Raw genomic sequence first — 23,902 nt, forward strand, 5'->3', positions numbered from 1 at the left:
GTTTACCCTTTCGTTAAGCGCAGCGCATTGAGTGATACGCAAATTGATGACGCAGACATCGCCAAGGCCGCCAACAGTGGTGTTGCCAAACCAATCAGCGCAATAGGAATGGCCACGGCATTATACGCGGCGGCAATGGCGAAATTTTCCAACATGCGCCGTTTCGCCGATTGCGCCAGTGCGATGCAATTTGGGATCAACGTCAAATCATCCTTGATCAACACAAAATCCGATGCCGTGCGCGCCGCATCAATCGCACGTGCGGGCGCCATGGATACGTGCGCACCCGCCAGTGCCGCCGTATCATTCAACCCATCCCCCACCATCAACACATGTTCGCCAAGCGATTGAATTGTTTCCAATTTTTCGCGTGGATGCACCCCACCCCGCGCATCATCAATGCCCAGCTTTTGCGCCAAACGGTCCGTCGCGGATTGTGTATCGCCCGATAACAATACAACGCGCATCCCGCTTTTTTGCAATGCCGTAACCGCGGATTTCGCGCTGTCTTTCAACATATCATCAAACAGAAATGGCACGGGTGGGTTTTGCCCAATGCGTAGCCATGTTTGCACATGATCTGGCACGGTGTCCGCCCCAACCCAATCGGCATGTCCCAGCTTTACAACTTGGCCGCGATACATACCGCTCACCCCTTTACCTGCGATATCTTTGATATGATCCAGCGACAACATTGTTTGATTGGGGCAATATTTTGTAATTGCTTGTGCAATGGGGTGATCGGACTGCGCCGCCAAACTTACCGCGATCTGTAAATCCTCGCCTTTGGGGGCGCTGATGACGCTAAATTCACCGGTGGTGAGTGTTCCGGTTTTATCAAATACCACTGTATCAACACCCGCCAAGCGTTCCAATGCGGCGCCATCTTTGATCAACACGCCGGATCGAAACAACCGCCCGCTTGCCGCCGTCATCACGGCAGGCACCGCAAGGCCAAGCGCACAAGGGCATGTGATAATCAACACGGCGGTGGCAATACCCACGGCCAGTCGGGTGTCACCGCTGTAAAATTGCCAAAACACAAATGCAGCCAGCGCCAACAGATGCACCAATGGTGCGTAAATACCCGCGGCGCGATCCGCCAAACGGGTGTATTTAGTTTTTAGGTTTTCTCCCTGTTGTACCAGATCCATAATCTCGGCAAGCTTTGTACCAGAACCCGTTTGCGTGACCAAAATTTCCAACGGTGCACCCACGTTTAATGTGCCCGCATAAACTTGATCATCCACCCCGACCGTCGCCAACATGGTTTCGCCGCTGATCAAAGACACATCCAGATCGCTTTGCCCTTTGACAATCACCGCATCAACGGGAATGCGCGCACCCTTTCGCACCAAAACACGATCATTGATCGCCAAATCAGACACATTCACGGTGGTGATCTGTCCATCCTTGATCCGTTGCGCACGTGCAACCTCCAACGCGGACAGAGCGGTTGCCGCAGATTGTGCCCGCGCACGGGTTTGGTGATCCAAATACCGCCCTGCCAACAGGAAAAACGTCAACGACAATGCCGCGTCGAAATAGGCATGTGCGCCGCTGTGAAATGTTTCATAAATGGACAAACCCGCCGCCATTAAAATCGCTAGCGAAATCGGGACATCCATGTTCAACCGCTTCACGCGCAACGCGCTGTAGGCATTTTTGAAAAACGGTTGCGCGGTATAGGCCACCGTAGGGAGCGCAATCGCCGCCGACACCCAATGCAAAAAATCACGCGTTAATCCATCCGCCCCTGCCCAGACGGAAACAGACAGCAACATCACATTCATCGCGGCAAACCCGGCGATGCCAAGGCGCATTAACAATCCACGCCCAATATCATCGCCATTTTGGTTTAGCTTGTGATCATCCAATAGATGCGCTTCAAAACCCAAATTGGCGAGCGTGTCCATTATGATGTCTTCGCAATTAGGATTATCATTATGGCGAATGCTGACACGTTTTAGTGACAGGTTCACCCGCGCTTTAAATACACAATCCAACGCATTTAGCCCGCGTTCGATTTTCTGAATACAGGCCGCACAATGGATTGTGGGTACGGATATTTCCAAGGCCCCAATATCCGTGCGGATCTGTTCAATTTTTTCATTGGGGATCGCAACACATGCGGGGCAAACGGCGGTGTTCATATGTGATCCCCGCGAATAATCAACGGAATGATGCGGCGAAAATCGGTGCCATCAAGTGCCGTGGTTTTGATTTGAACCTGCCAATTGCCAGCATCAAGCATGATAGGGGCAAAATAGGATTTACCGTCAAATTCCAACACAAGCGTCTGATCAAACCGATCCGCCGTTGCCCGCCCTACGCGCATCACAACATTGGGCAACACAACGGTTTTCCCAGCGGAAGTAAGATGCAATGTTATCTGTCCGTTGCTGTATTCAACATTGCTGTCCCAATTCAATGCCTCTTGCGCGATGCGACGGGTTTCAAAATGCTGTGCCTCCACATAAGGTTTGCGGGTCTCTAGCCCTGGAAATGATCCAACCGCGGAATAAATCAATGCGACATTCGCCCCGATAATGGTGCAAAACGCACCAAGAAACATCAATGATACCTTGCGCCCTGTCAGGGGGCGTTTTGCGGTTATACTCATTTTGGATCTCCTGCGAAAAAGCTGTCTACGTGATTGCGCTCACCACTTGCACGGTCTTCAACCCAGAAACGGATGGGCGCGTTGTCCATGCGGCTGGTTTCATATTCTGGTTTTGCAAAAACATAGATACGTTGATGCATGGTTTCATCGGCGGGCACGGTGATGTTCATCCCATCAACCCCTTGCAAATCAAGGCGCAGCGGATCATCTGTTTTAATCGACAGATGAAATTCACGCGCCGCACCTGTTTGATTGCTGATCTTTAGATCATAGGCATTGCGCAATGTGCCGTCAGACAATGTCACAAAACGTGGATTGCGATCTGGTTTGATGGACGCGGAAAAATCCGAACGGATGAACAATGCAACAACCATCGCAACACCGATCAATGACCAAAGCCCGAAATAAATAAAATTGCGCAGCCGTAAAATATGTTGCCAGATGGTTTTGGGTGTGACCCCTGCACGTTCCAGCGGTTCATCGGATAATGCGCAATAATCGATCAAACCACGCGGTTTTCCGATTTTTTCCATCATCGTGTCACAGGCATCAATGCACAGCGCACATGTAATACATTCCACCTGTTGGCCATCGCGAATATCGATCCCTTGGGGGCAGACATTCACACAGGCCATGCAATCGATACAATCGCCCTCGGCCTTGCCCAATTTGCCGCGAGGTTCGCCGCGCCAATCACGATAAGCCACGGTTAATGAATCTTCGTCCATCATCGCTGCCTGAATGCGTGGCCATGGGCACATATAGGTGCAAACCTGTTCGCGCAAAAATCCACCAAACAAAAACGTCGTCGCGGTCAGGATCGCAATCGTGCCGTATGCCACCATTGCCGCCTGTCCTGTGATTAATTCACGCAACAATGTCGGGGCATCAGCGAAATAAAACACCCATGCGCCACCCGTTGCCAACGCGATCAACAACCATATCACCCATTTGGTGATGCGCAATCGTGCCTTGCGAAATGACCATTTTGCGCGCAACAATCGGATGCGTTCATTGCGATCACCTTCGACCCAGCGTTCGACCAGAATAAACAAATCTGTCCAAACGGTTTGGGGGCATGCATATCCACACCAGACCCGACCAAGTGCGGATGTAAACAAAAACAACCCCAGCCCCGCCATGATCAAAAGACCCGCCACGAAATACAACTCATGGGGCCAAATTTCGATCCAGAAAAAGAAAAACCGTGCATTGGCCAAATCAACCAACACCGCCTGATCAGGCAGGTTCGCACCGCGATCCCAACGGATCCACGGCGTGATATAATAAATGCCAAGTGTGAATATCATCAGCCACCATTTCAGACGGCGATACCAGCCGCTGACGCGCTGGGGAAAGACCGGTTCGCGCCCTTCGAAAAGACGTGGCGGTTGTTCTGTTTGGGTTGTCATTGGGAACCCCTTATGTCCTGTTCAATCACGTTATCGCGTGGAAATGCGACGCGTGCTTTGATGCAGATCAAGTTTTGAAAAAGAAACACCAGCCCCAATCGGAACAGGACGGGGGCTGGTGCCAGCGCGCCAATGCATCGCGCTTATTCTCCGCCACCTAATTGATGAACGTAGAATGCCACTTGTTTGATTTGCGCATCCGTAATGCGCCCTTGCCATGCAGGCATCACGCCAAAGCGGCTGTTGGTGATGGTGTGAAGTACCGTGTCGCGGTCACCGCCAAACAGCCAGAGCGCGTCGGCCAAATTGGGCGCACCTTGTTCGCGATCCCCTAGCCCCGTTTCGCCGTGGCATGCGGAACAATTGTCTATAAACAACGGCTTACCCAACATTGCTAATGCAACATCATGATCCTGATTTGAAATCGCAAGTACATATTCCGCAATCTGTTTGATTTCTTCTTGGGGTAAGATTTCACCAAATTTTGGCATCTCTGAATATCGCGTATCGTCATCTGCATCGTGGCGGATACCGTGGCGAATGGTGGTTTCTAACGTTGTCAAATCACCGCCCCAAAGCCAATCATCATCTTGTAGGTTTGGATAGCCTTTGGCGCCCTGCGCACCCGCACCGTGGCATTGTGCACAATATGTGCGAAACACTGCCGCCCCACCTGCACTGGCAAAACGTGACAGATCGGGGTCTTTTGCAATTTGTTCCATTGGCGTAGCCAAAAGCAACTTTTCGATATCGGCATTTTGCGCATTCACCCGATCAATTTCGCCCTGTACCTCTGCGCGGGATGAATATCCCAATACACCCTTGGTCGCGCCATTGATCAGCGGAATGGCGGGGTAATAAATCATGTAGCCAATCGAAAACAGGATGCAGAGATAAAACGTCCACAACCACCAACGCGGCATGGGTTTATCGTATTCACGAATGCCATCCCATTCATGACCCGTTGTTGGATAGTCTTCGTCGTTCATTTTGGGTTTACGCATCACGATCCCCTTTCACATCTGTATTTGTCGGCGCGGGGTGTGGTGCATCATCACGAAACGGAATGTTTGCTGCATCATGGTGCATGGCACGCGCACCGGGGCGAAACAGCATCAGAATCGCGCCGATGAAAAACAACATCATTGCCAGTAATCCCCAACTGTCGGCGAAGGCGCGGAATATTGAATAGGTATCCATGTCTGATCCCCCTATCGGCTTGCGTCGGCTTGGAAGGTGGAAAAATCCACCAACGTGCCCAGCATTTGCAAATACGCCACCAGCGCATCCATTTCGGTTAACGCGTCTTGGCCATCAAAATTGCGCACTTGGGCCTTGGGGTATCGTTCAACCATTTCTTCCCAATCACCGTCGGGATCGACTTGAACCTTGAAATCGGACACCGCGCTTTCGATCATTTCGGTGGTATAGGGAACGCCAACACGCATGTTGGCCACCAACATATCGCGGCTTTGTTCTGGTTTTATCGGCGTTTCGAGTAGGAACCCGTAACCTGGCATAATGCTTTCGGGGACAACCGAACGCGGATCCTTAAGGTGATCGACATGCCATTCATCGGAATAACGCGCACCCACGCGTGCCAAATCTGGCCCAGTGCGTTTTGACCCCCATTGAAACGGGTGGTCATAAATGCTTTCCACCGCTAAGGAATAATGACCATAGCGTTCCACTTCGTCTCGCAAAGGGCGGATCATTTGGCTATGACAAGTATAACAACCCTCGCGCACATAAATATTGCGCCCCGCCAATTCGAGCGGCGTATAGGGGCGCATGCCCTCGACCTTTTCAATCGTATTGTCCAAATAAAACAGCGGTGCGATTTCAACGATGCCTCCAACGGAGACCACGCCAAGGCTTAACACCAGTAACAAGGTCGCGTTGCGTTCAACTTTTTTATGATTGTTCAGAAATGACATCATAATCTCCTTATTCTGCGGGGATGGCTTGGGCGGTGGGTTGGGTGTGCGTTTGCCCAACACCGCGTGCGGTCAACCACAGGTTCACACACATGATGATCGCACCGGCCAGATACATCAGACCACCCGTTCCGCGCACCACATACATGGGGAATTTGGCGGCAACCGTATCAGCGAATGAATTCACCAAGAACCCTTGTGCGTCCACCTCGCGCCACATCAAACCTTCCATGATGCCTGTCACCCACATGGATGCTGCGTAAAAAATGATACCGATCGTGGCGAGCCAAAAATGCCAGTTCACCATGGCGGTAGAATAAAGCCGTGCCCGCCCCCACAAACGTGGTGTCAGATAATAAAGTGCGGCGAATGTGATCATCCCATTCCAACCAAGCGCACCAGAATGCACATGCCCAATGGTCCAGTCAGTGTAATGGGACAGTGAATTCACCACCTTGATCGACATTACGGGGCCCTCGAATGTGGACATGCCGTAAAACGCAAGGCTCAACACCATCATTTTCAACACCGGATCGGTGCGCAATTTATCCCATGCGCCATTCAGCGTCATCAAACCGTTGATCATCCCGCCCCAGCTTGGCATCCACAACATGATGGAAAACACCATGCCCAATGTCTGTGCCCAATCTGGCAGCGCGGTATAATGTAAATGATGTGGCCCCGCCCAGATATAAAGGAAGATCAACGACCAAAAGTGGATGATCGACAATTTATAGCTGAACACAGGTTTTTGCGCCTGCTTTGGCACGAAATAATACATCATACCCAGGAACCCAGCGGTCAGGAAAAAGCCAACCGCATTATGCCCATACCACCACTGTGTCAGCGCATCTTGGACACCTGAAAACAACTGAATTGATTTCGAGCTAAAGATCGACACGGGTAAGCTGAGGTTATTAACGATATGCAACATCGCAACGGTCACGATAAAGGCGAGGAAAAACCAGTTGGCCACATAGATATGCGGCTCTTTGCGTTTGATAATCGTGCCCAGATACACCGCCAAATATGCAACCCAAACAATGGTCAACCAGATATCGACATACCATTCAGGTTCTGCGTATTCCTTACTTTGGGTTGCGCCCAACAGATAACCCGTTGCGGCCAGCACGATAAATAATTGATAGCCCCAGAACACGAACCACGACAGGTTGCCCCCCCACAGACGTGCACCACAGGTGCGTTGCACAATATAAAACGATGTTGCGATCAACGCATTCCCGCCAAACGCAAAAATTACCGCAGATGTATGCAACGGGCGTAATCGACCAAATGTTGTGAATGGTAAATCAAGGTTAAGTGCGGGAAATGCCAGTTGGAATGCGATGTAAACGCCAACCAAAAAACCCGCGATGCCCCAAAACGATGTGGCAATCACACCTGCGCGCACCACATCATCCTGATACCCTGTATCAACGGGTGCGCGAGGATCGCCAAATTTTTGCAACGCTTTGACAAATAAATAAAACGCACATGCCATCACAATGAACATATGCACCGAATAGGGCCAATCCTGCCCAAAATTGGCGGCCATTGCTGCAAGCACAGCAATCATCGCCAAGACAATTAACTTGATGATTTCCATAACGCGACCTTTTCGTCCTGTTCTGTTCCCGCTTATGGAACAGCCAGAAAGATCACACTTTGATCTGGATCAATTTTTGAAAATTAGATGCGTTAAATCACATAACCGCCGTCGGCATCATCACCGGTTTCATCCAACAGGCGGGTGAAATCCTTGACGATGACATGGCGTTTCTTTTCCAATTCAATCACGCCGTCTTTTTTCAACGCATTGATTTGGCGGCTCACGGTTTCAAGGGTGAGCCCAAGGTAATCCGCCATTGCCTCGCGTGTCAGGCTCAATTCGAATTTCATTCCAGAATTCATATCAAACGGAGAAAGCGAATTTTGCCGCTTGCCGATAATCATCAAAAGGCTGGCAATTTTTTCACGCGCAGTTTTGCGCCCCAACAACAACATCCATTCACGTGCCGCATCCAATTCATCCAGCACCATTTCCAACATCCGTTCACGCAGTTGCGGTGTGGATTCCAGCATTTTTTCAAAGGGTTTGCGCTCGAATTTACACAGTGTCACGGGTGTGGTTGCGACCACATCGAAACTGGCATATTCGCGCCCAGGACGCCCGACAAAATCACTGGGCAATAACAGACCCACCATTTGGCGACGCCCATCTTCCATTGTTTGGGACAAGCTGGCAACGCCCGTCACCACAGAACCGACAAATTTCATATTGTCACCTGCCATGATGATGGTGTCACCTGCGGCATAATTCGAATATGATTTCATCGTTTCCAACATCATCAATTCGGATTTTTCACAATATGCACACACCGCCCGATGGTGAATCGGGCAATCGGCGCATTTATCGCCAATTTTTGTGTTTAATGCGGGGATATCTATGTTCATGATTCACTAAACCATTTTTGTTTGATCTAGATCAAGGCGCGAAAAATCGCATGCGCTACTTTGCCTCTATGAGCTTTGATCCAGAACTTGCGCATCTTGGCGTTTATGACGCCCGCGCCCCGCGCTACACCAGCTATCCCACCGCTGTGCATTTTCACACAGATGTGGGGGCTGAATTTAGCATGTCGCAAATCCGCGCCCTACCCGTGGATAAACCCGTTTCGATTTACGTGCACATCCCGTTTTGTGAACGGCTGTGTTGGTTTTGCGCCTGTCGCACGCAAGGCACCAAAAACAAATCGGCAATTGCGCATTATTTAAATGTCTTATTGCGCGAAATCGAAATGGTTCGTGCTGCCCTCCCCGCGGGTATTACCATTGGGAAAATCCATTGGGGTGGTGGCACGCCCACGATCCTGTCACCCGATCAAATTCGATTGCTGAGCCTTGCATTGCAAAAAATGGCACCACGCCATGAAAATTTCGAATTTTCCGTTGAAATTGACCCAACATTGGTGTCAGCGGCAAAAATTAATGCGCTCGCAGAAATGGGCATGACCCGTGCCAGCATTGGCGTGCAGGATTTTGATCCAAACGTCCAAGCCGCAATTGGGCGCAAACAAAGCATTGAAACAACGTTGGCCTGCGTGAAAATGCTGCGCCGTGCGAATATTCATTCTCTGAATATGGATATACTTTATGGCTTGCCCCATCAAACCGTTGAAACGGTGAATGCAACCATTGATACGGTGCTGGGTCTGTCACCAGATCGCATCGCGCTTTATGGTTATGCTCATGTGCCGTGGATGGCGAAACGGCAAAAACTGATCCCAGATGATGCATTGCCATCGGGGCAAAATCGACGCGAATTATTTGATGTGATGGCGGCCAAGTTGGAATCCGCGCATTACGCCCCCATCGGAATTGATCATTTTGCCAAAGCAGACGATGCCATGCACATCGCCGCCAAAGCGGGAAAATTGCGGCGTAATTTTCAAGGCTACACAACGGATGATTTGGATACATTGATTGGGCTGGGCGCCAGTGCAATTTCCAAATTCCCCAATGGATTTGCCCAAAATGCCGCAAAATCCGCTGATTATGCAGAAGCGATTTCAAAGGGAAAATTGGCCACCTATCGCGGAATCGCGACAACACAACGTGATCGCATGATTGCGCGATTGATCGAAATGATCATGTGCGATTTTCGCGCGGATTTCGCTGCACTTGCAAATGAATATGCCTGCGAGATGACAATTTTGGCTAAACCAATCTTGCAGTTGCAGCGCGATTTTGGACGCTATATCAAATTTAGCGTCGATGGGTTTGAAATTATCCACCACCAGCGCGCATTGGCACGTATTATCGCCCGCCGCTTTGACGTATATTCCGATGATGTTGAAAATCGGTTTAGTAGCGTCAGTTAGCTAACCCACAAATTTTCAATCTCTCTGAATTTCAGACAATGCCAAACGGCAGTGCTTAATTATTAGGCATTGCCGCATTTTGTTGCAATCTACCGTGCCGCTGCAATGTCCATCTTATCTGTTCACGCATAAATCATCGACAAACAAACGAAAGATTTCTGTGACAGAGCCGCTGCATATCGTTGTGATTGATCCTGACAAGGAACGCGCATTCCTAATTGTTGATGGTTTGCGCGAAACGATGGATTACAAGATTTCTGTGATTGGTGAAACGCTGGGTCTTGCGCGAAAATTACGCGACTTGGAACCAGATATCATCTTGATCGATCTCGAAGATCCATCACGTGACAGTTTCGAACAGGTGATCACCGCACTTGGCCCATCGGAACGCCCTGTTGCAATGTTTGTTGATCAAACAGACGATAAAATGATGCGCGCCGCAATTGATGCTGGCGTCAGCGCATATGTGGTGAATGGGTTGCGCAAGGATCGGATTAAACCCGTGCTTGAAACCGCGATTGCACGTTTCCATTCCTTTGGTCGTATGAAAGCAGAGCTAGAAGCGACAAAAACCGCACTGGCCGAACGCAAAACCATTGATCGCGCCAAAGGATTGTTGATGAAGGCACGTGGCCTGAGCGAAGAAGAAGCATATGCCGTATTGCGCAAAACCGCGATGGACCAAGGGCGGCGCGTGTCCGAGGTTGCCGATGGTTTGGTCACGGCGGCGGGGTTATTGTTATGACGACACTGCTCAATTGTGGGTTCATCCCCCTGACCGATGCCGCACCCTTGATTGTGGCGCACGAACTTGGCTTTGCCGAAGAAGAAAACATCGCGCTGAACCTGAAACGTGAAAACAGTTGGTCGTCTATTCGCGATAAACTGGCCTTTGGCGTTTATGATGCCGCGCATATGCTCGCCCCGATGCCCATTGCGATGTCGCTTGGCAAAGGGCAAGTGAACAGCAAGATCATCGCCCCCATGGTGCTAAGCATGAATGGCGATAGCTTTGTTTTCAAAACAAATGACGAAATCGCGCCACGATTTAACGACACCGCCGCGTTCATCCAATATTTGGTAAGACAAGCCACCAATGGCCCTGTACGCATTGGTGTACCGTTCATGCATAGCATGCATGTCGCACTACTTCGTTTTTTGATCAGACAATCGGGATTTAATCCTGCCGAGATTGTGGATTTTTCTGTCGCCCCACCATTTGTGTTGGCAGAGGTTTTAAAAAGTGGCGAAGTCGATGGCGTATTCGTCGGCGCACCTTGGGCCGCACAAATTACCGATTTGGGCACAGGCACCCTTGCCCTGAACGGCAGTGCGATTTGGGCTGCCGCCCCCGAAAAAGTATTGGGCGTTCGCCAAGAATGGGGTGAACGAAACGAGCTGATTTTACATCGCCTGATCCGTGCCATTTATCGCGCTCAACTATGGATTGAACGCCCCAACTCGCAAGATACATTATGCGAAATTTTGGCGCGTTCGAAATACGTCGGCATTCAATCCGACCTGATCCAACAAGCATTTAGCGGGCAAATGGTGTTGGACGCCAAAGGCCGCGTTGGCCATGATCCGCTGGCACTTCGTATCGGTGGAACCGATGTTGGTTTCCCTTGGCTCAGCACCGCCATTTGGATTGCAAAAAACGAAGCACCTGCATGGGGTGTGGATGAAAAATGGGCAATAGAAACCGCGAAAAATTGTTTTAGACCAGATATTTATCGCAATGCTTTAATGTCAGCGAACAGCCCAATGCCAGATGGTAATTGCAAGGTCGAAGGTTCTTTGAACGAACGCCAAACAATTAATGCGGCGCAAGACTACTACCTTGGCCCTGATCGGTTTTTCGATGGCTCTGTGTTTGATCCAAATTGACGCAATCTATGACAATAGCGTTGACCTTTTTACGAATCAGTTTATGAATACAGGTAACTGCAAACAACGAGGTTCGCAGCATCGCCCAAAGATTTGGGCTCTCCCACCATCACAAGCAATGCCGCTTGGTCTAAACACATCGCATCATCGCGAGGGTTACGTGTGTTTTGATCAAGCGGCTTTTTTATTTGGAGACGCTAAATGAAGCTCAAAACAATCCTACAATCCGTTGTTATTTCCGCCATTTCAACTGTGCCCAGCTTTGCCGAAATGCTGGACGTTGAAAAAGATGAATTGAAACTGGGGTTTATCAAACTGACCGATATGGCCCCGCTTGCCATCGCATATGAAAAAGGATTTTTCGAAGACGAAGGCCTGTTCGTCACCATCGAACCCCAAGCCAACTGGAAAGTTCTGCTTGATGGTGTGATTGACGGCACATTGGACGGTGCGCATATGTTGGCAGGTCAACCATTGGCTGCAACCATCGGTTTTGGCACAAAAGCACATATCGTGACGCCATTTTCCATGGATCTGAACGGCAACGGCATCACCGTTTCCAATGCAATCTGGGATGAAATGAAGCAATACATCCCAAATGACGCCGATGGCAAACCCATTCACCCAATTTCTGCATCTGCACTGAAACCCATCGTTGATCGTTACAAGGACGAAGGCAAGCCGTTTAACATGGGCATGGTGTTCCCTGTGTCCACACATAACTATGAATTGCGTTACTGGTTGGCAGCGGGTGGTATTCACCCTGGCTTTTACACAGAAGACAATATTTCAGGCCAAGTAGATGCAGATGTGTTGTTATCCGTCACCCCACCCCCACAAATGCCCGCAACATTAGAAGCAGGAACAATTTTGGGCTATTGCGTGGGCGAGCCGTGGAACCAAGCCGCCGTGTTCAAGGGCATCGGCGTACCGGTAATCACCGATTATGAAATCTGGAAAGATAACCCTGAAAAGGTTTTCGGGCTTACCCATGAATTTACCCAAAAATACCCAAACACCACACTAGCATTGACCAAGGCATTAATCCGCGCGGCACAATGGTTGGACGAAGACAATAACGCCAATCGCGCCGAAGCCGTGGAAATCCTGAGCCGCCCTGAATACGTTGGTGCAGACGCCGAAGTGATCGCCAATTCGATGACAGGTACGTTTGAATATGAAAAAGGTGACAAACGCGATGTACCTGATTTCAATGTATTTTTCCGCTACAACGCGACATATCCGTTTTATTCAGATGCCACATGGTATCTGACTCAAATGCGCCGCTGGGGGCAGATCACCGAACCCAAAGACGCAAGTTGGTACGAACAAGTATCCAAAGACGTTTACAAGCCCGAAATTTACCTAGAGGCCGCGCAAATGTTGGTGGATGAAGGTTACGTGAATGCCGCCGACATCCCCTTTGGCACCGATGGATACAAAGCGCCAACCGCGGCCTTTATCGATGGCGTCGAATATGACGGCAAAAAGCCATTGGAATATCTTGAAGCATTGAAAATTGGCCTGAAAGACGGCGCATCCTAACCCATCAGAACGGAACATCTGGCGCAACATTGCGCCAGAGCAAACCGATTTCGAAAGGTACAGAAAAATGACAGCAATGGCTGATCCGCAATTGGCAAAATCCGAACGCAAAGAGCGGTTTTTCACGAACATAAACAAGGCCGATAAATATGTATCCCTGCTGGGGCTTGCATGGTTAACGCCGCTGTTGAAAATGATTGGTGGTGACGATTTACGCTCCAATGGCAAGGAAATCTGGCGCTTGCTCGGCGTGCCACTGGTTGCAATTTTCATTTTCCTTGGCGCTTGGGGGATCCTTGCGCCCAAGGTTGTCACATCTTTGGGTGCCGTACCTGGGCCAGTACAGGTTTGGGAACAATTTAAAAACCTCAACACCGATCATGCCCGCCAACGCGACAAAGAAACGGCATTTTATGAACGCCAAGATGCGCGAAACGCAAAATTGGTGGCTGATGGCAATGCGGACAAGGTGAAATATCGCACCTTCACAGGTGCACCAACCTATTACGATCAAATCTGGACATCGCTTAAAACCGTGTTCTTTGGATTTCTGGTTGCGACTGCAATTGCCATTCCATTGGGCATTGCAGGTGGTTTATCACCACTGGTCGGTGCGGGCATGAATCCAATTATTCAGATATTTAAACCTGTGTCACCACTGGCATGGTTGCCAATTGTTACCATGGTTGTTTCGGCCACGGTCACATCCGCCGAACCGTTGTTGGCAAAATCATTTTTAGTGTCGGCAATTACTGTCACCCTGTGTTCAATCTGGCCGACCTTGATCAACACAACATTGGGCGTGGCGTCCATCGACAAGGATTTGGTCAATGTTGGCAAAGTGTTGAAGCTTGGCACTTGGACGAAAATCACCAAATTGGTTTTGCCATCTGCCCTGCCCCTTATTTTCACGGGGCTGCGCTTGTCATTGGGTGTGGGCTGGATGGTGTTGATCGCGGCCGAAATGTTGGCACAGAACCCCGGCCTTGGTAAGTTCGTATGGGATGAATTTCAAAACGGATCATCACAATCCTTGGCGAAAATCATGGTTGCGGTGCTGACCATCGGGATCATCGGCTATCTGTTGGATCGCTTGATGTATGCGCTACAATCCATGCTCACCTTTTCCGCGGATCGGTGATTGATATGGATATTTTATCGCTGAAAAACGTTTCAAAATCTTACGGGGATTCCCATATCCTCTCGGACATAAATCTTGATATTAAAGAAGGTGAATTTGTAGCCATCCTTGGGTTTTCAGGATCGGGAAAATCAACCCTGATGAACATCCTAACAGGTTTGGAAATGCCTGATAGTGGACAGGCATTTTACAAAGACATGCCGATTAGCGAACCCAGCCCCGAACGTGGGCTGGTCTTTCAAAGCTATTCTTTGATGCCGTGGTTAACGGTGGCGGGTAATGTCGCATTGGCTGTGGATTCCGTTCATAAAAAGAAATCAAAATCCGAACGTGCGGCATTGGTTCAAAAATACGTTGATATGGTTGGCCTGTCCCACGCAACGGATCGGCGTCCATCCGAATTATCGGGCGGTATGCGCCAACGGGTTTCCGTGGCGCGTGCATTGGCGATGCAGCCCAATGTGTTGTTGTTGGATGAACCCCTTTCCGCGCTTGATGCGTTAACCCGCGCCAATCTGCAAGACGAGATTGAGGCGATCAGCCAGATTGAGAAAAAGACCATCGTGTTAATCACTAATGATGTGGACGAGGCTATTTTGCTCGCGGATCGGATTATCCCACTGAACCCAGGACCAAACGCAAGTTTTGGCCCCGATTTTACCGTGAACATCCCGCGCCCGCGTGATCGCACAAAAATGAATGACGACCCTAAATTCATCAAGCTGCGCCTTGAAGTGACGAAATACCTAATGGATGTCGGGTTTGAGGCCGCCGCCGAACAAAACCGCACCCTGCCCGATGTGACCGCAATTCATCACCTTGCACCAACAGCACTTCGCGAGGCAGGAAAATCAGAAAGCTTTCACGACGAGCGCTATCTGCAATTTTCCAAGGTCCACAAGGTTTACCCAACACCAAAGGGGCCATTAACGGTTGTCGAAGATTTCGACATGACCCTGCACAAAGGTGAATTTGTATCCATCATTGGCCATTCAGGATGTGGGAAATCAACCGCACTGACCATGGCGGCAGGATTAAACCCGATTTCAAAGGGTGGTATCATTTTGGATGGCAAACACGTCGAAGGTGCGGACCCTGAACGCGCCGTGGTGTTTCAATCGCCCAGCCTGTTCCCGTGGTTATCTGCCAAGGAAAACGTCGCCATCGGTGTCGACAAGGTTTACCCAAAAGCGACACAAGTTGAACGCCAAGAAGTGGTTGAATATTACCTTGAACGCGTTGGTCTGGCCGATAGCATGGACAAAGCGGCCGCTGATATGTCCAACGGAATGCAACAACGCGTGGGGATTGCGCGCGCATTCGCATTATCCCCCAAATTGTTGTTGCTCGACGAACCTTTTGGCATGTTGGACAGCCTAACACGTTGGGAGTTACAAGACGTGTTGATGGATGTTTGGGCTAAAACCAAGGTCACAACGATCTGTGTCACCCATGATGTTGACGAGGCGGTTTTATTATCTGATCGCGTTTGCATGATGACCAACGGCCCACAGGCCAAGGTGGGCAAATTGATGCGCGTTGACCTTCCGCGCCCACGCACGCGCAAGGCGTTGTTGGAACACCCCGATTATTACAAATACCGCGCCGAGGTATTGCAATTTTTGGAGGATTACGAACACGGCGATCCTGTGGAAGAAACCCCAACCAAATCGAAAGAGGAGGCAGCATAATGTCACAGAAACTGATTATTATCGGTGCTGGCATGGCATCGGGCCGTTTGATCGAATGTTTGATCGACGCTGATCCAAATGCATATGACATCACGTTATTTAACGCCGAACCACGGGGCAATTATAACCGCATTATGTTGTCACCCGTTTTGTCTGGTGAAAAAACATATGACGATATCATCACACATTCCGACGAATGGTATGCTGAAAACAACGTCACCACCATATTTGGCGAAGCGGTGACATTGATCGATAAGGTGGCGAAAACCGTTTCATCAAAATCACACACGATTTCATATGACAAGCTGGTCATCGCAACAGGCTCTGCACCATTCATCATTCCCGTCGCGGGCAAGGATTTGGATGGCGTCATGGCCTATCGTGATTTGGACGATGTGAACAACATGCTGGCCGCATCGCGCAAACCAAATGCCAATGCGGTTGTGATCGGTGGTGGTCTGTTGGGGCTGGAAGCCGCGGCAGGTTTGAAAGAACAAGGTATGAATGTCACCGTGTTGCATATCGCGGGGCATTTGATGGATCGCCAGCTTGACCCCGCCGCCGGTTATTTGTTGAAAAAATCGCTCGAAGAAAAAGGTATCACCGTTCACACCGAAGGTTTCACCAAAGCAATCTTGGGCGAAGAAGAGGTAGAGGCCGTATTGCTGGAAGATGGCACAATTTACCCCGCCGACATCGTGGTGATGGCCGCGGGCATCCGCCCTGAAACACGCCTTGCCAATGATGCCGGGTTGCGCGTGGAACGCGGCATTGTCGTGAATGATGCGATGGAAACGTCCGAACCTGATATATATTGTGTTGGCGAATGTCTGGAACATAATGACCAGCTTTATGGTTTGGTCGCCCCCCTTTATGATCAAGCAAAGGTATTGGCGAAAACTTTGCTCGGCGAACCCGCCGCATTCACCCCCGTTGAAATTTCAACCAAGCTAAAGGTCACAGGCTGTGATCTATTCTCGGCTGGAGATTTTTTGGATGGGGATGATCGCGAAGAAATCGTATTTCGCGATGCCGTGCGCGGCGTTTACAAACGTTTGATCCTACAAAACAACAAAATTATTGGCGCGGTTATGTATGGCGACACCGCCGATGGCGCGTGGTTTTTGCAAAAAATCAAATCGGGCGAAGACATTTCCGACATTCGCGATACTTTGATCTTTGGCCCAAACTTTGCAAGCGGGGCCGATGCGGACCCGTTGGCAGCCGTTGCAGCCTTGCCGCTTGATGCTGAAATCTGCGGTTGTAACGGCGTAAGTAAAGGCGACATCATGGCCGCGATTGATGCGGGTTCGAACACGCTCGATGCGATCAAGGCCAATACCAAAGCATCCGCATCCTGTGGCACCTGTTCAGGATTGGTTGGGCAAGTTTTGCAAATGTCGCTGGGCGATGAATTTGTGCTGCCTGAACGCGAAACCGTGTGCAAATGTACCGATCTGTCCCATGATGATGTGCGAAAATTAATCGTTGCAAAGGGTTTAAAAACAATCCCCGCCGCAATGCAAGAATTGCAATGGAACACATCATGTGGGTGTGCCACCTGTCGCCCTGCGTTAAATTATTATATGGTTTGCGCATGGCCCGGTGAATATATGGACGATGGGCAAAGCCGATTTATCAACGAACGCGTCCACGCCAATATCCAAAAGGACGGCACATATTCCGTGGTGCCACGCATGTGGGGTGGCATCACCACCCCTGATGAATTGCGCGCGATTGCCGATGCTGCGGATAAATATAACGTGCCAACGGTCAAGGTCACAGGTGGGCAACGCATTGATTTGCTGGGTGTTGAAAAGGAAGACTTGCCCGCAATTTGGTACGATCTGAATTCCGCAGGAATGGTGTCTGGTCAAGCCTATGCCAAGGGGTTGCGCACGGTGAAAACCTGTGTTGGGAAAACCCATTGTCGTTTTGGCACCCAAGACAGCACGGGGTTAGGGATCAAAATCGAAAAGGCCATGTGGGGCGCTTGGTCGCCTGCAAAATTCAAATTGGCCGTATCGGGTTGCCCACGTAATTGCGCCGAAAGCACCTGCAAGGACTTGGGCATCATCTGTGTTGATAGCGGATATCAGGTGCTGGTTGGTGGTGCGGCGGGGCTTGATCTGTTGGAAACAGAATTGCTCGCACAGGTACCAACCGAAGAAGAGGCGATTGAACTGACCCAAGCGTTTTATCAACTGTATCGCGAAGGTGCGCAATATTTGCACCGTCCATATAAATGGATCGCAAAGGTCGGGCTTGATTGGATCAAAGAGCAATGCGTCGAGAATTTGGAAAACCGCAAGGCACTGTCGGATCGCTTTGAATACAGCCAGCAATTTTACCGCGTTGATCCATGGGCCGAACGCGCGAGCAAAGGCGTGGATGCACATGAATACACCCCCCTTGCCGATTTCACAAAGGTAGCAGCAGAATGAGCAATTATATCGACATCGGTGCCGTCACGGACATTCCAATTCGCGCAGCCCGTCTTGTGAAAACCATGCATGGCTGTATCGCCGTGTTTCGCACCGCCACCGACAAGGTTTATGCGCTGGATGATAAATGCCCCCACAAAGGTGGGCCATTATCAAACGGTATCCAACATGACGAAAGCATCACCTGCCCGCTTCATAATTGGGTGTTTGATCTGAATACCGGCATGGCCAAAGGTGCGGACGAAGGATCGGTGCGCACATATGATATCAAACTGGACAACGGACGTATCTTGATCAACAGCGATGCAATCGCACGTGCAGAGGCCGCTGAATGACAGGGGTTCGCACCACTTGCGCATATTGCGGTGTCGGTTGCGGGGTGATCGCAACGCCACAGGCCGATGGCGGTGTTGATATCAAAGGTGATCCCAACCACCCTGCCAATTATGGCCGCCTCTGCGCCAAGGGTACAAACCTTGGCGAAACGCTCAGCACCGTGGATCGTCTGTTACATCCCATGATTAACGGCGTGCAATCCGATTGGGACAGCGCCACAACCCTGATGGCGGAAAAATTCCAAACGTCCATTCGCGAACACGGTCCCGATAGCGTCGCGTTTTACGTATCAGGTCAATTGTTGACCGAGGATTATTATGTCGCCAACAAACTGATGAAAGGGTTCATCGGGTCTGCCAATATCGACACCAATTCACGCCTGTGTATGGCATCATCTGTGGTTGGCCACAAACGCGCATTTGGCACGGATACGGTACCAGGCACTTACGAAGATTTGGAAAATGCCGATTTAATCGTGTTGGTTGGATCAAACCTTGCGTGGTGCCACCCTGTTTTGCATCAGCGCATTTTGGCAGCCAAGGAAACGCGCGGTACACAAATCATCAACATCGATCCGCGCCGCACAGCGACATCTGATTTGGTGGATATGCATCTGGGGATAAAATCGGGCGGTGATGTTGCACTGTTCAATGGATTGTTGAATGCAATTGTGGATGCGGGTGCGGTTGATCAAGATTACGTCGATCAACATGTGAACGGGTGTGATGCGGCACTATCCGCTGCGCGCGAAACATCACTTGATCAGCTTTTAAATCTTACAGGATTAAATAGTGATCAGTTGGATGCGTTTTATGCAGCATGGATTGAAAACAAACGTGTTGTCACAATTTATTCCCAAGGCGTGAACCAAGCCAGCGATGGTTCGGACAAGGTGAATGCAATCATCAACTGCCATCTTGCCACGGGGCGCGTTGGGCGTGTGGGCATGGGGCCGTTTTCTGTGACGGGACAACCCAACGCGATGGGCGGGCGCGAGGTTGGTGGGCTTTCCAATATGCTCGCGGCACATCTAGATATTGAAAATCCAATCCATCGCGAAAAGGTGGCGGATTTTTGGAATGCACCCACCCTGCCCACGCAAGCTGGCCTAAAGGCGGTTGATTTATTTGACGCCTGCGCCAGCGGCCAGATCAAAGCATTATGGATTATGTGTACCAATCCCGCCGTGAGCATGCCACGCGCCAATGATGTAGCCGCCGCGATCAAAAACGTGGATTTCGTTGCGGTATCGGACATCATTGCCAAAACCGACACCACCAAATTGGCCGATGTATTGTTGCCCGCAACAGGCTGGGGCGAAAAGGATGGCACGGTCACCAATTCCGAACGCCGCATTTCACGCCAACGTGGGTTCCTGCCCGCCCCGATGGATGCAAAACACGATTGGCAAATCATCTGTGACGTTGCCACCAAGATGGGATGGGGTCATGCATTTGCATTCAAAACCCCATCTGACATCTTTGCGGAATGGGCGGCGATGACCCAATTGTCCCGCGATGCGGGTAAAGATTTGGACATCAGCGCGTTTTCAATGATGAATGATGCGGAATATGATGCGTTACAACCTGTGCAATGGCCAATCAAATCCGATCATTCCGACACACGTTTTTTCGCCAATGGTGGGTTTTATACATCTGATGGACGGGCGAATATGCTTGGCATTCGCCCGCAATCGACTCCACAAATTGCGAATACAAAATATCCATTCACCCTGAACACGGGCCGCGTGCGTGACCATTGGCACACGATGACACGCAGCGCGAAATCACCCACGCTCAGCGCACATATGGGTGAACCATATTGTGAAATTCACCCCATTGATGCCAATGCATTGCATATCAAACCGGCAAGCCTTGTTTGCGTTGAAAGCCCACATGGATCCGTGATTTTACGCGCGCTTATCACCGATCGCGTGCAACAGGGGCAGGTTTTCGCACCGTTGCATTGGACCAGCCTTTGGGCATCAAAGGCACGTATTGATACGCTGGTTCCATCATTATGTGACCCCTACTCTGGTCAACCTGAACTAAAACGTGCTGCGGTAAATATACGCCCCTTTGCCGCCAATTGGTTTGCGTTTGCGGTTTGCGTGGATGAGCCCCAACCCTCCACCCCCTATTGGGCCAAGGCGCAAACAAAATCGGGCTGGCGCGTTGAAATGGCAGCCAAAGGTGCACCACTTGATTTTATCACATTTGCCAAGTCCGAACTTGGCCTGTCAGACGAAGAGCCCGTGGTTTACGAGGATAAAAACACGGGCCAGTATCGTGCCGCATTCATGCGTGATGGGCGTGTTGTTGCGACAATATTTGCGGCCAACGAACCCGTTGCCCTGTCACGCACGTTTGTGGTGAACGCCATGAACTCGGGCGCAGATCACAATCTGTTGGCGGGGATCGGTGGTGCAGATCAACCCGATCAAGGCGCAATCGTTTGCACTTGTTTCAATGTGGGCGCGAATAAATTGGCCACACTTGTTCAATCTGGCAAGGCAAGCAGCATCGCGCAAATTGGTGATGCTGTATTGGCGGGAACTAATTGTGGTTCATGCCGACCAGAACTAGCCGCGATCATTCATCGCCACGCACCAAAGATTGCAGCAGAATGAGCAATCTGTCCAAATATGTCTATGCCCTGGGGCGCGGCCCATCCAAGGGGCGCAATTTAACCCGCGCTGAATCCAATGATGCAATGTGTGAAATTTTGTCAGGCACCGCCGCGCCCGAGGCCGTGGGCGCATTATTAATGCTTATGCGCTATCGCGGTGAAACGCCCGATGAAATCGCAGGCTTTGTGGATGCAATGCGCACACGTATAAAACCATGGCAAGAAATCAAAGCAGATTTAGATTGGCCAAGCTATGCCGCTGGTCGCACGCGCGGGAATCCTTGGTTTTTATTGTCTGCCAAACTTGTGGCACTGGCGGGATTTTCAGTTGTTTTGCATGGCTGGAATTCCCATCAAAACCCGGTGGCATCGGTTGTGAATGCGGTTGATACGCTTAACATTCCAGTTAGCAAAAACCCACAACAGACCAAAACCGCACTGGCAACGCATGGGATCACCTATTGTCCGCTTGGCGATATTGATCAATCTGCGCTGGATTTATTAAAACTGCGGGGGGTATTGGGGCTTCGTTCTGCAATTAACACCGCGCTTCGGGCGCTAAATCCATGTATGGCGCCCGCCACAGTTCAGGGTGTTTTTCATCCCAGCTATCGCGGCTTGCAGCAAGCATCGGCCGCATTGCTTGATCAAAAAAACATGACCGTGATCAAAGGTGGCGGAGGTGAATTTGAATGTAACCCATGCAAGGACACCCAGATTTTCATGTGCCAAGATGGGCAAGAACATCAGGCCACTTTGCCTGCCAGTATTGATGAACATCACCGTTTATCGGCGGCCTCTCGTGACATCAACGAAACCGCTGCATTGTGGCACGGCGAAATCCAGAATGAATTTGCACAACAGATCGTTATTTCAACAACAACCTTGGCGCTTAAAACCTGTGATCCTAACCTTAGCCTCGATCAGGCGTCACATTGGGCGGGCACATTATGGTTGGAACGTCACCAAAACCGTGCAACCGCATAGGAGCCAAAGATGAAAAATTTTCCGATGTTTCTTAAAATGACAGATCGTCGTGTTTTGATCATTGGCGGGGGTGAACAAGCGGCACAGAAAATACGGCTTATGCTGAAAACTGATGCTGAAATTTGTGTGATTGCAGATGAGGTTTGCAGTGAAATTCAAACCTTGGTGCAACAAGAACGCGTCAAACATTGGAATGAACCCGTGAGCGTAGCATTGATGCAATCCGCCATATTGGTATTTTCTGCAACAGGCTGTCCATCGCTTGGTGCGCAACATGCACAAATGGCGAAACGTGCGAATACAATCATCAACGTAGTCGATATGCCCGATCTATGCGAGGCAATGACACCGTCGATTGTTGATCGGAGCCCATTGGTGATCGCGATCGGAACCGAAGGCTGTGCGCCAATACTTGGGCGTCAAATCAAAAGCAAAATCGAAATTATGTTGGAACCGACACTGGGTCGGCTTGTTGAATTTGCAGGTCGCATGCGCCCAGATGTGGCAAAACGAATTCCAATGAATCGCCATCGTCAATTTTGGGATTGGGTTTTTAATGCCGCCCCGCGTCAAATGTTTGATGCGGGCAATGAACGGCAAAGTTTTTCAATGATAAAATCCGCGATCAACGAACAAGCTGTTACCCAACCACCCCAAGGTTCGCTCAATTTCATTGTTGCAGATCCCAAAGAGCCTGATTTAATTTCGTTGCGCGACTTGCGCGCATTACAATCAGCAGACCTGATTTTTTACGAAGCTACAGATCATCATGCCGTGTTAGAATATGCAAGACGCGATGCAATACGTGAGCGGCAAAAATTCAAACATTCAAATGATGCAACAAATGCTCCTCAAATCCTCAACGCGCGTCGGGACGGACAAAACGTTGTGGTGATGACCACTACCAAATTGTCCAATGTTTCGCTTCAATTGCTTTCCCCTGCGATCTAATTTTTAGAACTTTGCGATGATATTAATGAACGCGCCTTTGTCGTTATATGTGACATCGCGCAGATCATCGGAGAATTTGCCGAAATTATATCCAGCACCGATTTTCATGTTATTGCCAACATGGCGATAAATTGCGGTGGTGACACCTGTGTCTGTACCGATGTCTTGGGCGTGTAATTGACGATATTCAACCAATGCATCCCATTTGTGCACGATATGATAGCGCAGGTTCACAACACCCAATGTGGCGTTGTTCGACACAAAGCCATCGCCATTATCCTGTTCGGAAAAACGTGCGCCGATTTTGCCGCCCAATGTCCATTGGCGATTGATGTCATAGCTGGCATCAAGGCTAAAGATATGCGCCTTTTGGCGTGGGGAATTGTCAAAATTCGCACCATTGGTTGTGCTCGCGCTGGCACGTTCCGTCATGTCATAT

19 protein-coding genes and 1 pseudogene are annotated in these 23,902 nt (G+C 50.0%); 11 read left to right on the forward strand and 9 right to left on the reverse strand.

Annotated elements, in window-relative coordinates:
• Nucleotides 1–2: 2 nt before the first annotated feature.
• The 8 genes from BFP76_RS11860 to fnrL form a co-directional block, all read right to left on the reverse strand.
• The gene (locus BFP76_RS11860; RefSeq protein WP_099593864.1) at nucleotides 3–2,153 is read right to left on the reverse strand and encodes a heavy metal translocating P-type ATPase; all 2,151 of its coding nucleotides are present in this window, start codon (nucleotides 2,151–2,153) and stop codon (nucleotides 3–5) included.
• Nucleotides 2,150–2,623 (reverse strand): FixH family protein, encoded by a 474-nt coding sequence (locus BFP76_RS11865; RefSeq protein WP_099593866.1) that lies wholly within the window; start codon nucleotides 2,621–2,623, stop codon nucleotides 2,150–2,152. Before BFP76_RS11865 ends, BFP76_RS11860 begins: the two co-directional genes overlap by 4 nt.
• Nucleotides 2,620–4,035, reverse strand: a complete 1,416-nt coding sequence (gene ccoG / locus BFP76_RS11870) for a cytochrome c oxidase accessory protein CcoG (RefSeq protein WP_099593868.1) — start codon at nucleotides 4,033–4,035, stop codon at nucleotides 2,620–2,622. Before ccoG ends, BFP76_RS11865 begins: the two co-directional genes overlap by 4 nt.
• Nucleotides 4,036–4,178: 143 nt before the next feature.
• Nucleotides 4,179–5,039, reverse strand: coding sequence for a cytochrome-c oxidase, cbb3-type subunit III (ccoP, locus tag BFP76_RS11875; RefSeq protein WP_099593870.1), 861 nt, complete (start codon nucleotides 5,037–5,039; stop codon nucleotides 4,179–4,181).
• Nucleotides 5,032–5,235 carry a cbb3-type cytochrome c oxidase subunit 3 gene (locus BFP76_RS11880; protein ID WP_099593872.1) on the reverse strand — a complete coding sequence of 68 codons (204 nt, stop codon included), beginning with the start codon at nucleotides 5,233–5,235 and terminating at the stop codon, nucleotides 5,032–5,034. Before BFP76_RS11880 ends, ccoP begins: the two co-directional genes overlap by 8 nt.
• 11 nt (nucleotides 5,236–5,246) lie before the next feature.
• The gene (gene ccoO, locus BFP76_RS11885; RefSeq protein ID WP_099593874.1) at nucleotides 5,247–5,972 is read right to left on the reverse strand and encodes a cytochrome-c oxidase, cbb3-type subunit II; all 726 of its coding nucleotides are present in this window, start codon (nucleotides 5,970–5,972) and stop codon (nucleotides 5,247–5,249) included.
• A gap of 10 nt (nucleotides 5,973–5,982) precedes the next feature.
• Nucleotides 5,983–7,578 (reverse strand): cytochrome-c oxidase, cbb3-type subunit I, encoded by a 1,596-nt coding sequence (gene ccoN, locus BFP76_RS11890; protein ID WP_099593876.1) that lies wholly within the window; start codon nucleotides 7,576–7,578, stop codon nucleotides 5,983–5,985.
• Nucleotides 7,579–7,670: 92 nt separating this feature from the next.
• The gene (gene fnrL / locus BFP76_RS11895) at nucleotides 7,671–8,426 is read right to left on the reverse strand and encodes a transcriptional regulator FnrL (RefSeq protein ID WP_099593878.1); all 756 of its coding nucleotides are present in this window, start codon (nucleotides 8,424–8,426) and stop codon (nucleotides 7,671–7,673) included.
• A 50-nt stretch (nucleotides 8,427–8,476) separates the two neighbouring features.
• Between fnrL and hemN the strand changes: the two genes are divergently transcribed.
• From hemN to BFP76_RS11950, 11 genes are all read left to right on the forward strand, one after another.
• On the forward strand, nucleotides 8,477–9,853 hold the full coding sequence (hemN, locus tag BFP76_RS11900; protein WP_240514037.1) for an oxygen-independent coproporphyrinogen III oxidase: 1,377 nt from the start codon (nucleotides 8,477–8,479) through the stop codon (nucleotides 9,851–9,853).
• Nucleotides 9,854–10,013: 160 nt separating this feature from the next.
• Nucleotides 10,014–10,598 (forward strand): ANTAR domain-containing response regulator, encoded by a 585-nt coding sequence (locus BFP76_RS11905; RefSeq protein WP_099594130.1) that lies wholly within the window; start codon nucleotides 10,014–10,016, stop codon nucleotides 10,596–10,598.
• Nucleotides 10,595–11,740 carry a CmpA/NrtA family ABC transporter substrate-binding protein gene (locus tag BFP76_RS11910; RefSeq protein ID WP_099593881.1) on the forward strand — a complete coding sequence of 382 codons (1,146 nt, stop codon included), beginning with the start codon at nucleotides 10,595–10,597 and terminating at the stop codon, nucleotides 11,738–11,740. The genes BFP76_RS11905 and BFP76_RS11910 overlap by 4 nt, the downstream gene beginning before the upstream one ends.
• Before the next feature lie 201 nt (nucleotides 11,741–11,941).
• Nucleotides 11,942–13,285 (forward strand): CmpA/NrtA family ABC transporter substrate-binding protein, encoded by a 1,344-nt coding sequence (locus BFP76_RS11915; RefSeq protein WP_099593883.1) that lies wholly within the window; start codon nucleotides 11,942–11,944, stop codon nucleotides 13,283–13,285.
• A gap of 67 nt (nucleotides 13,286–13,352) precedes the next feature.
• Complete coding sequence (locus BFP76_RS11920) at nucleotides 13,353–14,426, forward strand: ABC transporter permease (RefSeq protein WP_099593885.1); 1,074 nt, start codon at nucleotides 13,353–13,355, stop codon at nucleotides 14,424–14,426.
• 5 nt (nucleotides 14,427–14,431) lie between these two features.
• Nucleotides 14,432–16,117: an ABC transporter ATP-binding protein gene (locus BFP76_RS11925; protein ID WP_099594132.1), complete on the forward strand. Its 1,686-nt coding sequence runs from the start codon at nucleotides 14,432–14,434 to the stop codon at nucleotides 16,115–16,117.
• Nucleotides 16,117–18,561 (forward strand): nitrite reductase large subunit NirB, encoded by a 2,445-nt coding sequence (gene nirB, locus BFP76_RS11930; RefSeq protein ID WP_099593886.1) that lies wholly within the window; start codon nucleotides 16,117–16,119, stop codon nucleotides 18,559–18,561. The genes BFP76_RS11925 and nirB overlap by 1 nt, the downstream gene beginning before the upstream one ends.
• Nucleotides 18,558–18,896 carry a nitrite reductase small subunit NirD gene (gene nirD, locus BFP76_RS11935; RefSeq protein WP_099593888.1) on the forward strand — a complete coding sequence of 113 codons (339 nt, stop codon included), beginning with the start codon at nucleotides 18,558–18,560 and terminating at the stop codon, nucleotides 18,894–18,896. Before nirB ends, nirD begins: the two co-directional genes overlap by 4 nt.
• Nucleotides 18,893–21,526, forward strand: a complete 2,634-nt coding sequence (locus BFP76_RS11940) for a nitrate reductase (protein WP_099593890.1) — start codon at nucleotides 18,893–18,895, stop codon at nucleotides 21,524–21,526. The genes nirD and BFP76_RS11940 overlap by 4 nt, the downstream gene beginning before the upstream one ends.
• Entirely contained in the window at nucleotides 21,523–22,512 is a 990-nt protein-coding gene (locus BFP76_RS11945; protein ID WP_099593892.1) for a glycosyl transferase family protein, read from the forward strand. The genes BFP76_RS11940 and BFP76_RS11945 overlap by 4 nt, the downstream gene beginning before the upstream one ends.
• Nucleotides 22,513–22,521: 9 nt before the next feature.
• The gene (locus BFP76_RS11950) at nucleotides 22,522–23,463 is read left to right on the forward strand and encodes a siroheme synthase (RefSeq protein ID WP_099593894.1); all 942 of its coding nucleotides are present in this window, start codon (nucleotides 22,522–22,524) and stop codon (nucleotides 23,461–23,463) included.
• A gap of 3 nt (nucleotides 23,464–23,466) precedes the next feature.
• Here the strand turns inward: BFP76_RS11950 and BFP76_RS14680 are convergent.
• Nucleotides 23,467–23,902, reverse strand: a pseudogene (locus tag BFP76_RS14680) (hypothetical protein); the annotation flags it as partial.

The sequence above is a fragment of the Paramylibacter kogurei genome (genome assembly GCF_002742285.1).
Lineage (GTDB): Bacteria > Pseudomonadota > Alphaproteobacteria > Rhodobacterales > Rhodobacteraceae > Amylibacter > Amylibacter kogurei.

Coding starts and splice junctions, on each gene's coding strand:
- BFP76_RS11920 (WP_099593885.1), top strand. CDS start 13,353: ATGACAGCAATGGCTGATCCGCAATTGGCAAAATCCGAACGCAAAGAG.
- ccoN (WP_099593876.1), bottom strand. CDS start 7,578: ATGGAAATCATCAAGTTAATTGTCTTGGCGATGATTGCTGTGCTTGCA.
- nirD (WP_099593888.1), top strand. CDS start 18,558: ATGAGCAATTATATCGACATCGGTGCCGTCACGGACATTCCAATTCGC.
- BFP76_RS11950 (WP_099593894.1), top strand. CDS start 22,522: ATGAAAAATTTTCCGATGTTTCTTAAAATGACAGATCGTCGTGTTTTG.
- BFP76_RS11925 (WP_099594132.1), top strand. CDS start 14,432: ATGGATATTTTATCGCTGAAAAACGTTTCAAAATCTTACGGGGATTCC.
- ccoP (WP_099593870.1), bottom strand. CDS start 5,039: ATGCGTAAACCCAAAATGAACGACGAAGACTATCCAACAACGGGTCAT.
- BFP76_RS11865 (WP_099593866.1), bottom strand. CDS start 2,623: ATGAGTATAACCGCAAAACGCCCCCTGACAGGGCGCAAGGTATCATTG.
- BFP76_RS11880 (WP_099593872.1), bottom strand. CDS start 5,235: ATGGATACCTATTCAATATTCCGCGCCTTCGCCGACAGTTGGGGATTA.
- BFP76_RS11945 (WP_099593892.1), top strand. CDS start 21,523: ATGAGCAATCTGTCCAAATATGTCTATGCCCTGGGGCGCGGCCCATCC.
- BFP76_RS11915 (WP_099593883.1), top strand. CDS start 11,942: ATGAAGCTCAAAACAATCCTACAATCCGTTGTTATTTCCGCCATTTCA.
- BFP76_RS11910 (WP_099593881.1), top strand. CDS start 10,595: ATGACGACACTGCTCAATTGTGGGTTCATCCCCCTGACCGATGCCGCA.
- fnrL (WP_099593878.1), bottom strand. CDS start 8,426: ATGAACATAGATATCCCCGCATTAAACACAAAAATTGGCGATAAATGC.
- hemN (WP_240514037.1), top strand. CDS start 8,477: ATGCGCTACTTTGCCTCTATGAGCTTTGATCCAGAACTTGCGCATCTT.
- ccoG (WP_099593868.1), bottom strand. CDS start 4,035: ATGACAACCCAAACAGAACAACCGCCACGTCTTTTCGAAGGGCGCGAA.
- nirB (WP_099593886.1), top strand. CDS start 16,117: ATGTCACAGAAACTGATTATTATCGGTGCTGGCATGGCATCGGGCCGT.
- BFP76_RS11940 (WP_099593890.1), top strand. CDS start 18,893: ATGACAGGGGTTCGCACCACTTGCGCATATTGCGGTGTCGGTTGCGGG.
- BFP76_RS11860 (WP_099593864.1), bottom strand. CDS start 2,153: ATGAACACCGCCGTTTGCCCCGCATGTGTTGCGATCCCCAATGAAAAA.
- ccoO (WP_099593874.1), bottom strand. CDS start 5,972: ATGTCATTTCTGAACAATCATAAAAAAGTTGAACGCAACGCGACCTTG.